The organism is Neoalteromonas arenosi, assembly GCF_030362855.1.
GTDB classification, from domain to species: domain Bacteria; phylum Pseudomonadota; class Gammaproteobacteria; order Enterobacterales; family Alteromonadaceae; genus Alteromonas_E; species Alteromonas_E arenosi.
On the sequence record NZ_JAUCBP010000012.1, the window covers coordinates 151,410 to 163,565 of the forward strand.

The window sequence follows — 12,156 nt, forward strand, 5'->3', positions numbered from 1 at the left end:
AATTGCTCACTTTACGGTGATTCTACCCTTGCTGTAAACCTCGCGCATTTAAGGAGTACTTGTTGTCGGCATTACATACGCTCTACACAAACCGTCATGCAGCCGCGCTGCTGAGACCTAGACCTTTTGTTGAAGGGGTAATTGGGGCTGCTGCTTGTAGTCCCGAGATCCCATTGCCGCCGCAGTGGATGCCATGGACGTTTCAACCGGAATTGGGTTTACAACAAGAGGATGCAGCAGGACAGCAATTTACATTTGATCAAATTACCGAAGCATTGATCAACGCGCTGCGAGAAACGTTGGCAAATATGCGCGAAAGTAAGGTACTCCTACCTGAAGATTACAACTTCGATTTATCCCTTGGTGCCGGCTCAAAACAAGCCCAATGGTTGACAGGCTTCTTATTTGCTCATCAGCAATTGCAGCCACTTTGGCAGCAGGCTTGGGAGTTAATGCAAAGTAGTTCGCAGCAACAAGCTGAAGAGGCTGCGCAACAGTTAAAACATTGTTTAAAAGTGTTTTCAGTACTTGCAGATCCATCTGCGATCGCCAGTGGAGATACCGCCTTGCAGCAGAGTTTGCCGGCAGTGGCAAAAACACTTCCACGTGCTTTGGGAGAGTATCAAGCGCTCGCCGACACGCTGGCTAGCTACTTACCCAATCAATTTGAATCCTTTACTAAGCGCTTAGACTGAAAGAGCGAGTGTCCACGGTTATTGTTGCATGATGGATAGTAAGTAGTCACTATCACCCGTTGCAATCGCCGAGCGAATGGCGGAGTGCACTTGTTTGGCGTAGGCTTGCTCGGCATCGCGATCGAAATACTGTCGAATGGTACGAGCATTTATGAGGTGATCAACTGCCACGTCAATTCTCTCATCTGATGCAAACGATGTATAATTTACCAAATCCACCGGCAGCCACCCGAGGTCTAACGCAAATTTGCTTGCCACATCTGGCCGCATTAGAAATTCAAAAAGTACAGCAATATTGTCAGAGTTTTCCGTACCTTTGGGAACGATAAAGACATCGAGCGGTGCTACTGTTCCGTTGTTCACACTATCGGGAAATGGAAAAAAACCAATTTTGTGAGTAATTTCTGGGCTAATGAATTTTTCGGCAAATTGTCCGGTCAAAGTCATCCCTGCCAACTCTCGACCAATGATTGGAAAAGCTTGTTGCCAACGCCATTCATTTGCCCCCGAAAAGAAGTAACCGTTATCTACCAAGAAACCAAAAGTTTGAATGACGTTATCACTCATAGTTTGACTAAGTGGTTGTCTAGATACCAGCGCTTGGCGTAATGGCGCACCCCCTATCATCATGGTGATAAAATCGAGCCAACCTTGGGTTTCCCAGCCTTCGATATTGGGTTGGACCAATGGAGCAATACCATTGCTCTTCAATGTACTGCAAATAGTGAGAAAGTCCGCCCATGTCTCTGGCGGTGTTAGTTCCAGAGCCTTGAATAGATCTTTGTTGTAATAGAAGCCCCACAAATATTGAGCAAATGGAACTGCAAACACTTTGTTATCAGTTTGAACCTGTTCGAGTATATTGGCGGGCAAATGAGTTGCCATAAAGTCAGCTTCAAGAATTTCTTCCATTGACGTTAAATATTGCTGCTCAATTAAGTCGGTAAGTCGACGTCCGGCTTGCCAATGAATTACATCGAATTGTCCGTTGTCGAGCCAGAACTTTAAGTCTCGCTTAAAGCTGGCGTCACTGTAGGCTCTTACATCGAGCACGTAACCGGGGTTGGCAATCTCAAATCGTTTTGACCAGAGGTCGAGAGCCTCTATTTGAACGGGGTCGGCAGTCAGAAAAGCAACTCTAATGACTCTATCATCGGCAAGCACGTGGGTATTTAACCCTAATGTTAGAAGCACTGTAGATGCGACTCGTTGTAACCAAACGAATGGGTAGTTTGCTAGCATTCAATCCTACGTAATTCAAAGAGTGCCCGCTTATAGCGTAGTGCAGAAATTAACTTTCAGCCAGCGCGTTAATCAAAGAGTATATCTGATGGATGATCTAGCGTTCGTCATTTTGTGTTTGAGTACTTTTCACTTGCGAACGAATGGAAACCAAATAGCGATTGAGTTCGTTTTTTGCGGCCTCGTATGCCTGATTTAGATCGGACGACTGTGGTTCACGCATTAAATCTTTGAAGGCATCGTCAGTTTTGTCAATTAGGCGCTTTAAATGTGAATTGTTGACGTCCATATCTTGTTCCAGTTTTTCCTGATGTTGGTTGTCGCCTAGGGTTTTAACACTGCCAATGCAACGATGGCTAAAATTAACAACACTGGTGCCTCGTTCAGTACTCGATAAAAAATAGGTTTTCTTGCGGGTTTACCCGATGCGAAATTCTTCAGTACCTTTAATAAATAGAAGTGATATACATAAATCGCAAGTAATAATAACAATTTAATATGAAGCCAATGTGAGGCTTTAAACCATGCCATGCCATAACTAACGATCAACGCAATTCCAAAAACGGCAGTGAGCACAGCAAAAGGTGTAACGAACCACCACAAACGACGTTCCATAACGCAAAATTGCGCTTTTATTTGGGCATTGTCAGTACTGGCGTGATAGACAAACAAACGGGGTAAATAGAATAGCCCGGCCATCCAAGCCAACATAAAGAAAATATGTAATGCTTTTAACCACAGGATTGACATTTGTTACCTCAGTATTGCTCTTTCATTAAGTAAGATTGCAGCATATTCCAGGTGATCACGCCGAGTAACTGATCATGCGTATCTTGATATATATATACGGCACCGCTTCGCGCTGACTGCAAACTTTCAAATACTTCCGACAAGGTTGCTTGATGGGATAGCCCAGCCATTGATGTATAGGTCAATGGGTTAGCGTCGTGCTCTAATGAGACATTGTACTCTACCAGCATATATTGCACATCAATTTCAAAGCTAGAACGTTGCACCACAGGGTGTGTAGGCGCTTTATCTAAGAAGGCTAAAATCGCTTTGTCTGGTGCATCGTAAAACAACTTGTACTCTTGATCCATCACAGCGAGGACACCGGTTTTTTGCAGTACCTCTCGAACCGACGAAGTGGCGTAAGGGAGCTTTTGATAATCTAATTGCTGAATGAAAATTGAACGATTTTTCAGGAACTGAGTAGAGGTAACGTAGGCCGGCACAATTACCAGCATCGCAGGAAGAATGATCTGGGGGCTGTAGGATAACTCCATTACTGCCGATAACGCTGCTAAAGGAGCGTGCAGAACTGCGGTTAACATGCCGGCAACGCCTAATAATGCAAAGCTGCTGGTAAGTCCTTCGGTGTTAGTTAGATAGCTTATAGGTATTAGTAATAGTGCACCGGCGAGCATGCCCAACACCATGACCGGCCCCATTATTCCGCCTGGAACACCTAAGCCAATTGCCGTAATGGTTAGCAAGAATTTGACGATGACGACGACGCCGAGCAATACCACGCCTGGGTCGCGCTCAAACAATTGATCAACGGTTTCAAAGCTGGCGCCCATAGCGTCAGGTACCAGTGCGCCAGCACTAGCGGTAATCACTGCGGCTAAGACTAAACGCCAATGCATTCGCACAGGTCGGAAAAAACGCATAACTAACATTAAATTGCGATTAAATAACGAGGCTAAGCAACCGAGTAAGATCCCAAGTACAACTAAGTAGGCATTGAGCCAAGGGTTGAAATCCGCAAAGGTTAAAAACGCCAGCTCATTGAATTCGCCAAACACGGCCCGGGTTAACAATGAACCACACGCAGCGGCTAACATCACCGGTACGAAAATATGAATTTTGTATTCCCGCAGAACAACTTCCATGACAAAGATGACGGCTGCAAAAGGCGTGTTAAATGATGCTGAAATACCTGCAGCAATACCACAACCCGCAAGGATTCGAATGCTGTTATAGGGCAGTTTTAGCCATTGACCGATAAAGCTGCTACCTGCTGCTCCAAGATGCACAGAAGGTCCTTCACGACCCACTGAAAAGCCGCCGGCCAGCGCGAACATGCCGCCAAGAAACTGATTAATAGTGGTGCGAAAAGGGATGTGGCCAAAGTGGTACTTAACCCGATGAATAACAAAAGGGATCCCCAAGCGATAATGGCGAAAACCGGTCAAATAGGCGACGCATAAGATTCCTACCACAGCAACCAATGGCATAACTAAACGGATCCAAGCATCAGTGCCGGAGTAATCACCATATTCACTTAGCACTTGCAATTGTAGCCATTCATAGCACAATCGGAACAAAATAATAACCGATGCTGCACTAACACCCGCCACGATACCCAATACGCACAACTGAACGCTGGTGCGAGGATGAGCAAGTTCGTGTCGCAGTGCTTGAAGAGTCATCTTGATTCTATGCCGGAGTCGAGGTGTTTAGAATACCACAAGTGCTTGTATTTAATAGTGTTCGGTATCTTTTAGAAAAAAATAAACAATGAATTTACAGCAGTTACGCACACAATTGAGTGAAACGCGATACACCTTGGTTATCGTCTTGGTTATGTTGGTGATGCTTTACATCGGTTTTCAATTGGCGCAACTCAGCTTTGATTACCTCTCTCGTCAATTGGCGATAAGCCAAAACACCGCTGCAAATTTAGCCGCAGAAAACCAGCGCTTGGTGACCACTTCTAATGAGTTAAGTGCGCAACTTGAAATTGCTAAATTGGCCAACGAAGCTTTGGATGAGAGAATTCGCGATGGTTTAGAGCGCGAGCGCGCATTGAAAGAGCAAGTCACTTTTTATCAGAATGTTGTCGCGCCGGAATTGAGTGAGCAAGGATTTAGTGCCGATGGTGTGCAAATAACAGCCGCTGCGAGCGAAGGGTACTACACTTTGTCCATGGTATTGATTCAACAAACCCGCGTAAAGGGGACGATCAATGGTCGTTTGAACTTAGTGATATCCGGCAGTCAAAATGGCCAGCCAGCAAGTATTAATCTCAATCGACAAGATGTCGGTAACGACGGTCAAATGGATTACAGCTTCAGATACTTTCAAACTATGGATATTGTGTTTACCTTACCAGCTGATTTTGTGCCCGAGCGGTTACAAATAAGCACCGATATTCGCCAGTTTCGTCGAGTACGTGGCAGTTACAGCCGCACTCTCGATATCAATATTACCGATAACGGTGAAATAGAGTTGCAATAATTTGTCATCCTGTAAGTTACATTAACATCAGATAATACAAAGAGAGAATTATGTCATTGCGTTTATTGATTGTGTTGTTGAGTATATTGGCTTTATTGGCGTGCTCTGATAGCGAAGTCGGTGATGTGTCGCTGGGTATTTTTACCACAAAAGACATTAAGATTGACGCGTTGCAAGATCCAATAGTGACTGGCGTAACCTGTCATATTTCCAGTATTGAGGCCAACCTAGACCTAGCCGATCCGTCGGATAGCTCAATTGCTTGCCGACAAACGGGACCAATCACAGCGGCTATGATCGCCGCTATTGATAAATCCGATTCGGGTGAAATTGTGTTTACTAAATCTAAAAGCGTATTTTTCAAAAACATGAAGGTGCGACGCATTTTGGATCATGAATCGCAAACGTTAATGTACGTGTCATACTCAACAAAGGAGACCTCTGGCAGCTACAAACACAGTTTATCCACGGTACCACTTTGGGAAACTGATGCATACGTAGGCGCGCCATCCATCTAATTCGGGGCCAAAGCTGCTTAAGAACAGCTTTTGTGCAGCCTGTATTGAGATCCCATTCCGGCAGCACAAGGTTATTGTGGTGAATGCGAGTTAATGTCTACCAACAGAAAGTACTGCTAGTCCTCTTATGTCAATCATTGGTTGACGCCTAATTTAGCACTAACATATACCTCACAATACTTGATAGAATTACTCAAGTATTAGATAATCATGCCTAGTTAACGATGCTGAATTATTACAGCAGTAAAGAGGTAAATCGTGTCTGTAGAAAATGCTATGCCGATTGAGTTTTCCGATGCCGCAGCGCAAAAGGTAAAAACCTTAATCGCTGAGGAAGAAAACCCCAATCTGAAATTACGCGTGTATATCACGGGCGGCGGCTGCTCGGGCTTTCAATATGGCTTCACGTTTGATGAGAAAGTAAACGACGGCGATATGACCATTGAAAAAGACGAAGTAACGCTTGTGGTCGATCCGATGAGTCTGCAATACCTTGTTGGTGGTGTTGTTGATTACACTGAAGGGCTAGAGGGCTCTCGATTTTTAGTTAATAACCCTAACGCTACAACTACCTGTGGTTGTGGTGCGAGTTTCAGTATTTAAATCACACCAATGTGGTTGCGCCCATTGTGGCGCAACTGCTACGCTTTAATCAATAACCACTGCCTGAGGTTTGTTTGTGTTAAAGCTTTACGGTTCAACAACGTCTCCTTTTGTTCGTCGCTTGCGCATTTGGTTAGCCAATACCGAGCACGAATTTATCAATTTACAGATATTTGATGGCCCCGATCGCGAGACTCTGGCGGCGCGCAATCCAGCGATGAAAATCCCCATGTTAGAAGACGGCGACGCAATCATTTTTGATTCGCGTATGATTTATCGCTATTTGACGGAAAAATTCTCGTTTCCTAAACCTAGCTGGGAACAGGAAAATCACTTAACAGTTATCGACGCTGTCAATGATTCGCTGGTACAAATCTTATTGCTGGAGCGCTCTGAAATAGACACCAATGCGGATCACATGTATTTCCGACTCCAGCGTGAGCGCGTTGATACAAGTTTGCAGTATCTCGATTCACTTGTCACAGAAGGGATATTTAATGATTGGCATTACCCGTCAATTTGCTTGTATTGTCTAATTGATTGGGTGGAGTTTCGGACCTTGCACGATTTATCCAATGTGCCGCAATTACTACAATTCCATCGTGATAACTCAGATCGAATCGAAGTAACTGCAACGGATCCGCGCAAAGACTAGCATATGGCTAGTCTTCAAACCCCCACGGTGCGGGTGGCGCCTCAATCGGGTTGGTTAGGTCGAAATCTACTCGAAATTCCCGCGCCGGGCGAATCAATCGATACGTGAAAACTTCCGGATAAAGGAATAATTGCCATGTGTTGTCTATCGATTGCGGAATTGCCTGTTCGATAAACAATTCAACAGTAAAACGGTCGGCTGGGAATGATTGTACCGTTGGCCAGCCGGCTGCGGTGACTACGCCACCGTATTGCGTGAGATCATCCTCACTGCCATCGCGGTGACGGTGGTCGTGTTTTAATGACAAACCGGTAAGGGTCTTTTCGATTACCCAAGTACGTGAGCGGTCGTCGCCAACGTGAAACGGAATCTTGATTGTCGTATCAGTACACTCGCGCACATGCATAACCAGCGCTTGATCTGCAAAAGCCCCGGTGGCGGGCGTATCAATGCTAATAGTACCGGCATATGCTTTACCACAGAGCTTTGAAAGATTGGCAAAAAATTGATCCGCAGGTGTTACATTCGCGTGGCTTTGAAAAGTGTATAAGAAGCTTAAACAAAGCCCGATACGGAGAAGTTGCTTGCGCATATTAATATCCTTGATCAAAATCGATTTCATAATTTAACGGTTGTTGTTGGTTATAGCGTAAATAATTATCTGCAAAAACCTGCGCCACTGCCTGTGGCGATGATATCGCAGCGGTGTGCTGTGTCACCCAAACTCGCGGATGGTGCCAAAAGGGGTGCTGACTTGGTAAAGGCTCTTTTTCGAACACGTCAAGGACAGCGCCTCTAAGCCAGCCTTCATCTAAGGCTTTGAGTAAATCAGCTTCAACTATTGCGTTACCTCGACCGGCATTTATCAACACGCAGTGTTTGGGTAGCAGTTTAAGAAACTCTTGATCAATAAACCCAACCGTTGCTGGGGTGTCTGGCAATATACTCACGACATAGTCTGCTTGCTTAGCGAATTGGTATTTTTCCGCGGGCTTGAACAACGCATCATAATCGGCCGAAGCCAGACCGCGTCGATTCAAGCCAATCACGCGCATATCAAAGGCTTTGGCCAAAGGAACAAGCCCTGAGGCTATGCTACCCGCGCCTAATATCCCTAATGTTCGTCCAGCGAGCGTGCCGAATTTCGGTGGATGCCATTGCATTGGACGGCTTAAATCAGGCTCGCCCTGGCGCGGATGAAAGCGGTCGATTGCACGACTGAAATACAACAGGTAAGCAAACACATATTCGCGCATAGCCACAGTGAAAATGCCTTTTACCGCCGTCAATTTATAGTCTCTTTTTGGCTTTGCAATCAATGGTTTATTTCCTGCCCAAGTGGATTGTAACCAACGCAATTGATGACAACGGGGTAAAACCTGGGCAGCCAGATCAGGTTCACTGAGCAGAATTTCTACGCGTGATGGGTCAATACTTTGCGGATCATCACTGGCTTGCAACACAGTTAATTCTGGTAGAGATATCTGTGCTAAGGCATCGCAGTACTGCTGTACATCACGACTGAGAATAGTCAAATTGGGCATTGCAATTTATTCCTGTGATCAGTGTCCTCTCACTAACAACGCTCATAGTAAAGTTATCTTGACTAAAGAATCCATAAAAATATCACAAAGCGAATATAATTCGTTTAAAAGTTTTTTGAAACGAATTATATTCAGGGGTATTCAATGGCAACCACAATAATAAACCATGTCAAACGCAACATTATCGAATGCAAAAATTCTATCGCCGAAACGCAATTCTACTCAGGCCGAGTCCATCCCCGAGTTAGTTACTGAGCAATTGGAACACTTTGGTATAAAACCTGATTCAGCCTATGGCCAAGCACTAGCAAATGCAGCCGAGCATTTGTATCAGAGTCAGGCCGACGTGATGCAGCTGTGGGATATAACCCAGCAGACACTTAATAACATTGACCAGAAAGAAAAAGTCGCTTACTTCAACGCGAAGAAATTCTTGTCTTTCCAAATCGCCAAAATTCTCGACTCATTGCAAAACCCGTTTCGAGCCACTTATCAAAGTTTGTCAGGTCAAGACACAACCGCGGGCAAATCGCACTATCCGCTATTTGATAATGTCACGGCATTGTTTTCAGCTACGCCTGTAGTAGTGCGCACAGCAACCTATATTTACGCCTGTACCGAATGGGTTGATGACGCGTTCCAAGGCAAAGAATCTACGCACCAGATTTATTCACGCTTGTTAAACCCTACCAATATTTCTTTGGCCAATGCGATTGTTGATATGGAAGCCGGCCCATTTGCAGCGGACTACCTAGCATGGAACTTTAACTCTGGCATGGCTGCGATCGATGCAATGTTGTCAAACGTTTTGACTCACGGTGATGTGCTAGTGGTGTCACGCAATGTCTACGGCGGTGTTTTCCAGCTACTACACGACTACTTTTCCCGTGCAAACCGCATGGACATTCAGTTGGTATGGTTTGATGGCTATAGCGCAGAAGAGTTTGAAGCGTGCTTTAAACAAGCGCAACAGGATCACGCAGAGCGCTTAGCCAACGGTAAGTCATTGCATGTTTACATTGAGTCGCCGTGTAATCCACATGGCTTAGTACTCGACGTACCAGGGATTGCCAAAATTGCGCATCAGCACGATGCATTGGTGATGCTCGACAGTACTTTGGCCACGCCGGTATTGGCGCAGCCCCTGCAACATCCAGACAAACAAGCCCGCCCGGACTATGTAGTTCACAGTTATACTAAAGATATTTGCGGTACTGGCGCGACAACGGCGGGAGTAGTGATCGGCGAAGCGTATCGCATGTTTCAATCAAAAGGTGATTGCGTCAATGGCTGGGACTGGTCACGTACTATGTTTTGGGATGTGTATTACATCAAAGGCGCATTCTTAGACTCAGAAAAAGCCTTTGACGTACTTACCGGCATGAAAACCTTGCCGCAGCGTATGATGAGTAAGGTCATTAATACGCTTGTTTTCACACAGTTCTTACAATCACACGAAGCGTTCAGAGTGAATTCAAGCGCTATTGCGAGTCACAAAAATGCCGCTATTTCACAAGCAACTATGCAGCATGGCTGGCCGTGCAGTTTGTTTACAGTTGATATGGAATCAGCCGGTTTAGATCGTGACACCTTCGTGCGTTTCTTTGATGCGTTAGAGCCGGCTTTTGGGCATCAAGTCAGCATCGGTCAAACCAATACCATTATTTTATGTCCAGCGCTGACGTCGCATTCGGAGCTTGATCGAGCGGAACAGGAGAAAGCGCAGATATTTATGACAACCATGCGGATCGCGATGGGCACCGATAACGTGAAAGCGTTAATAGCGCATTTTGTAAATGCAGCTCGGCTGCATATTGACCCAGTTGTTAATGGCTTTTCTGAGCAATTTATGTCGGCTGAAGAAATCGAGCGTCTCTATATGGACACTGCTATGTCAGTGAGTCAGCAATACTTTAGTGATATGCCAAGCATGCAGGAGCTACTGGGCTAAATCACTGGCGAAAATTTATAATCGGCCGATAAACTCTAAGGGAGGCGATAATAGTCTCCTTTAGGGTTGTTAACTAGGGGCCGATTATGAGTCAACTTTCACTTACCATTCACCTAAATGCTTCCACCGCCGAAGTTTTCGAAGCGTTCGCTTTACCGGAAAAACTCGTGCAATGGTTTGCACCCGGCCAATCCGTTGTCGCGCAAGTGATGTCTAGTTTTGTTGAGGGCGGCAAATATAGCCTGACCATGCAAGAGCCAAGCGGTCAGCAATTTCAGCTCATTGGTCAATACCTCAATATCAGCGAGAATGAGCACTTACGCTATTCATGGGCTTGGGCTGATACCGCCGAGGAATCCCTGATCACCGAAGTGGATGTGGTTTTTGTCGCTGTAGATGAAGAAACCACTGAGTTAACGCTAACCCACAGTGGTTTTGCCAACGAAGCCGAACGCGACCAGCATCAACACGGCTGGATAGACTGCCTAGAGAAGCTGTCGCGTTTGGTATTGACTGAGACCTACGCCTGATAAGTGGGATAGTCGGTATACCCTTTTGCGCCATCCGTATACCAATAAGTCATATCGTCAGCAGGGGCTAGAGGCCAATCGTTTGCCATGCGCTGCGGTAAGTCTGGGTTACTGATATAAGGGCGACCAAAGGCAATCAAGTCGGCTTGGCCAGATGCAAGGGCGGTTTCGGCCGTCTCCTGCGAATATCCACAGTTACCGATGATTAAGCCGTCGAATAACGGTCGGAAGTCACTTAATGTCATAGGCTCGCCGCGCTCGTGGAAGCCAAATGCCAAGCCATCCATCACGTGCAAATAACCAAGTTTATAACTGTTTAAAGTTTTCGCCACAGCCGTGAACAGCGCTTGATAATCATCACAGCCCATATCGTTAAAAACGCCGTTTGGTGAGATCCGGGCACCGACCTTGTCTGGTGACCAGACAGTCAATACAGCTTCGACAACACGCTTTAACAAGCGCATACGATTTTCAATTGAGCCGCCATACTCATCGTCACGTTGATTACTGCGACCGTCTAAAAATTGATTGATAAGATAACCGTTTGCGGCGTGTATCTCGACACCGTCGAAACCCGCTTCCATAGCGTACTGAGCTGCTCGCCGATAATCGTCAACTGTGCGGTCGATATCATCAATTGTCATTGGGCGTGGCACTTCGTAATCTTTCTTACCTTCAGGCGTGTGGATCTGGTCGCCTTCGAGTTTTACTGCAGAGGCTGACAAGGGTAATTCGCCAGCGTGGAAATCGCTATGTGAGGCACGTCCACAATGCCACATTTGGAGAATCATTTTGCTGCCCTTTGCATGTACTGCATCAGTTATAGCTCGCCAGCCGTCACGCATTTCGGTTGTATATATACCAGGTGAATTAACCCAACCATTACCTTGTGCTGACACTGTTGTTGCTTCTGTGATCAGTAATCCTGCGGTTGAGCGTTGGCTATAATATTCCGCCATAAGCGCATTGGGAACACGAGTTGGGCCAGCGCGCCCGCGAGTCAAAGGGGCAAGGACAAAACGATTCTTTAGGTTATCGCCGGCAAATGCCAAACTATCAAAAAGAGTGGTCTGTGACACAAGATTTCTCCGTTGGTCATTAAAGATTAATCACTTATATGTAGGCTATTGAGAATCGATCAACCAAGTGATTGGTTATAACATAAACCAATCACT

14 protein-coding genes are annotated in these 12,156 nt (G+C 45.7%); 7 read left to right on the forward strand and 7 right to left on the reverse strand.

Translation table 11 applies throughout. From position 1 onward, the window contains the following. Positions 1 to 62: 62 nt before the first annotated feature. On the forward strand, positions 63 to 695 hold the full coding sequence (locus QTP81_RS14340; RefSeq protein WP_289366439.1) for a UPF0149 family protein: 633 nt from the start codon (positions 63 to 65) through the stop codon (positions 693 to 695). Positions 696 to 713: 18 nt separating this feature from the next. Here the strand turns inward: QTP81_RS14340 and QTP81_RS14345 are convergent, their stop codons facing one another. The 4 genes from QTP81_RS14345 to QTP81_RS14360 all read right to left on the reverse strand — a co-directional run bounded on the left by QTP81_RS14345 (position 714) and on the right by QTP81_RS14360 (position 4,372). Further along, the gene (locus QTP81_RS14345; protein ID WP_289366440.1) at positions 714 to 1,937 is read right to left on the reverse strand and encodes an ABC transporter substrate-binding protein; all 1,224 of its coding nucleotides are present in this window, start codon (positions 1,935 to 1,937) and stop codon (positions 714 to 716) included. 97 nt (positions 1,938 to 2,034) lie between these two features. Further along, complete coding sequence (locus QTP81_RS14350; RefSeq protein ID WP_289366442.1) at positions 2,035 to 2,226, reverse strand: hypothetical protein; 192 nt, start codon at positions 2,224 to 2,226, stop codon at positions 2,035 to 2,037. A gap of 35 nt (positions 2,227 to 2,261) precedes the next feature. Continuing rightward, positions 2,262 to 2,687: a CopD family protein gene (locus QTP81_RS14355; protein WP_289366444.1), complete on the reverse strand. Its 426-nt coding sequence runs from the start codon at positions 2,685 to 2,687 to the stop codon at positions 2,262 to 2,264. An 8-nt stretch (positions 2,688 to 2,695) separates the two neighbouring features. Next, positions 2,696 to 4,372: a chloride channel protein gene (locus QTP81_RS14360; RefSeq protein ID WP_289366445.1), complete on the reverse strand. Its 1,677-nt coding sequence runs from the start codon at positions 4,370 to 4,372 to the stop codon at positions 2,696 to 2,698. 88 nt (positions 4,373 to 4,460) lie between these two features. On the opposite strand from QTP81_RS14360, the gene QTP81_RS14365 reads away from it, so the two are divergent. From QTP81_RS14365 to QTP81_RS14380, 4 genes are all read left to right on the forward strand, one after another. After that, entirely contained in the window at positions 4,461 to 5,180 is a 720-nt protein-coding gene (locus QTP81_RS14365) for a DUF6776 family protein (protein ID WP_289366446.1), read from the forward strand. Positions 5,181 to 5,230: 50 nt separating this feature from the next. Next, positions 5,231 to 5,698, forward strand: coding sequence for a CreA family protein (locus QTP81_RS14370; protein ID WP_289366448.1), 468 nt, complete (start codon positions 5,231 to 5,233; stop codon positions 5,696 to 5,698). Between the two features lie 258 nt (positions 5,699 to 5,956). Then, positions 5,957 to 6,301, forward strand: a complete 345-nt coding sequence (erpA, locus tag QTP81_RS14375) for an iron-sulfur cluster insertion protein ErpA (protein ID WP_289366449.1) — start codon at positions 5,957 to 5,959, stop codon at positions 6,299 to 6,301. Between the two features lie 76 nt (positions 6,302 to 6,377). Next, complete coding sequence (locus tag QTP81_RS14380; RefSeq protein ID WP_289366450.1) at positions 6,378 to 6,956, forward strand: glutathione S-transferase family protein; 579 nt, start codon at positions 6,378 to 6,380, stop codon at positions 6,954 to 6,956. A 7-nt stretch (positions 6,957 to 6,963) separates the two neighbouring features. Here QTP81_RS14380 and QTP81_RS14385 read toward each other — a convergent pair whose 3' ends face one another. Together QTP81_RS14385 and QTP81_RS14390 are read right to left on the reverse strand one after the other, a co-directional pair. Next, positions 6,964 to 7,548 (reverse strand): hypothetical protein, encoded by a 585-nt coding sequence (locus QTP81_RS14385; protein WP_289366452.1) that lies wholly within the window; start codon positions 7,546 to 7,548, stop codon positions 6,964 to 6,966. A gap of 1 nt (position 7,549) precedes the next feature. Then, complete coding sequence (locus tag QTP81_RS14390) at positions 7,550 to 8,500, reverse strand: D-2-hydroxyacid dehydrogenase (RefSeq protein WP_289366454.1); 951 nt, start codon at positions 8,498 to 8,500, stop codon at positions 7,550 to 7,552. Between the two features lie 166 nt (positions 8,501 to 8,666). On the opposite strand from QTP81_RS14390, the gene QTP81_RS14395 reads away from it, so the two are divergent. Then, positions 8,667 to 10,451, forward strand: a complete 1,785-nt coding sequence (locus QTP81_RS14395; RefSeq protein WP_289366455.1) for a trans-sulfuration enzyme family protein — start codon at positions 8,667 to 8,669, stop codon at positions 10,449 to 10,451. An 86-nt stretch (positions 10,452 to 10,537) separates the two neighbouring features. Then, positions 10,538 to 10,981, forward strand: coding sequence for an SRPBCC family protein (locus tag QTP81_RS14400; protein WP_289366456.1), 444 nt, complete (start codon positions 10,538 to 10,540; stop codon positions 10,979 to 10,981). Here QTP81_RS14400 and QTP81_RS14405 read toward each other — a convergent pair. Then, complete coding sequence (locus tag QTP81_RS14405; RefSeq protein WP_289366457.1) at positions 10,972 to 12,060, reverse strand: alkene reductase; 1,089 nt, start codon at positions 12,058 to 12,060, stop codon at positions 10,972 to 10,974. The two genes, QTP81_RS14400 and QTP81_RS14405, sit on opposite strands and share 10 nt — an antisense overlap. Between the last annotated feature and the right edge of the window lie 96 nt (positions 12,061 to 12,156).

What these genes read in the sequence shown, in the direction of transcription:
- QTP81_RS14345 (WP_289366440.1), bottom strand. Translation starts at nt 1,937, where the DNA reads ATGCTAGCAAACTACCCATTCGTTTGGTTACAACGAGTCGCATCTACA.
- QTP81_RS14350 (WP_289366442.1), bottom strand. Translation starts at nt 2,226, where the DNA reads ATGGACGTCAACAATTCACATTTAAAGCGCCTAATTGACAAAACTGAC.
- QTP81_RS14370 (WP_289366448.1), top strand. Translation starts at nt 5,231, where the DNA reads ATGTCATTGCGTTTATTGATTGTGTTGTTGAGTATATTGGCTTTATTG.
- QTP81_RS14355 (WP_289366444.1), bottom strand. Translation starts at nt 2,687, where the DNA reads ATGTCAATCCTGTGGTTAAAAGCATTACATATTTTCTTTATGTTGGCT.
- QTP81_RS14385 (WP_289366452.1), bottom strand. Translation starts at nt 7,548, where the DNA reads ATGCGCAAGCAACTTCTCCGTATCGGGCTTTGTTTAAGCTTCTTATAC.
- QTP81_RS14365 (WP_289366446.1), top strand. Translation starts at nt 4,461, where the DNA reads ATGAATTTACAGCAGTTACGCACACAATTGAGTGAAACGCGATACACC.
- QTP81_RS14400 (WP_289366456.1), top strand. Translation starts at nt 10,538, where the DNA reads ATGAGTCAACTTTCACTTACCATTCACCTAAATGCTTCCACCGCCGAA.
- QTP81_RS14390 (WP_289366454.1), bottom strand. Translation starts at nt 8,500, where the DNA reads ATGCCCAATTTGACTATTCTCAGTCGTGATGTACAGCAGTACTGCGAT.
- QTP81_RS14395 (WP_289366455.1), top strand. Translation starts at nt 8,667, where the DNA reads ATGTCAAACGCAACATTATCGAATGCAAAAATTCTATCGCCGAAACGC.
- QTP81_RS14360 (WP_289366445.1), bottom strand. Translation starts at nt 4,372, where the DNA reads ATGACTCTTCAAGCACTGCGACACGAACTTGCTCATCCTCGCACCAGC.